The 405-nt window shown below is 69.1% G+C and carries 1 protein-coding gene; it reads right to left on the bottom strand.

Going from position 1 to position 405, the window contains the following annotated elements; all coding sequences use genetic code 11:
* Positions 1 to 405, bottom strand: a 405-nt coding sequence (locus tag VTU_RS33905) for an Ig-like domain-containing protein (protein WP_010107350.1), incomplete at both ends; no start/stop codon positions are given.

Here is a 405-nt window from a genome sequence, read left to right as displayed (position 1 = left end):
GGTTTCGCCCGCGGTGAGCACGCTGTCGGCCAGCGTGATGGTCGCCGTGGGGCGCTTGGTGTCCACGGAGTAGTTGTCGCTGCTGGCGTTGCCGGTCCCGGCGTTGCCCGCGTCGTCGGTCACGCCGGCGAGGTTTACGCGGATGGTGTTCGCCGGGGCGCTGACGTTGGCCGTGGGCGTGAAGGTCGCTGTCCAGACCGTGCGGTCGTCGCTCGCCGTGGGCCAGCTCAGCGTGCCGCTCTTGCACACGATGTCGCTGGCGTCAAAGCCGTTGACGGGCTCGTTGAAGGTGATGGTGACGGTCGTGGTTTCGCCCACGGTGAGCGCGCTGTCGGCCAGCGTGATGGTCGCCGTGGGGCGCGTGGTGTCCACGGAGTAGTTGTCGCTGCTGGCGCTGCCGGTACC

The organism is Verminephrobacter aporrectodeae subsp. tuberculatae At4 (assembly GCF_000193225.1).
Classification (GTDB): domain Bacteria; phylum Pseudomonadota; class Gammaproteobacteria; order Burkholderiales; family Burkholderiaceae_C; genus Acidovorax; species Acidovorax aporrectodeae.
Note: the sequence above shows the minus strand (reverse complement) of the source record. Positions and strands in the feature narration are given on the sequence as shown.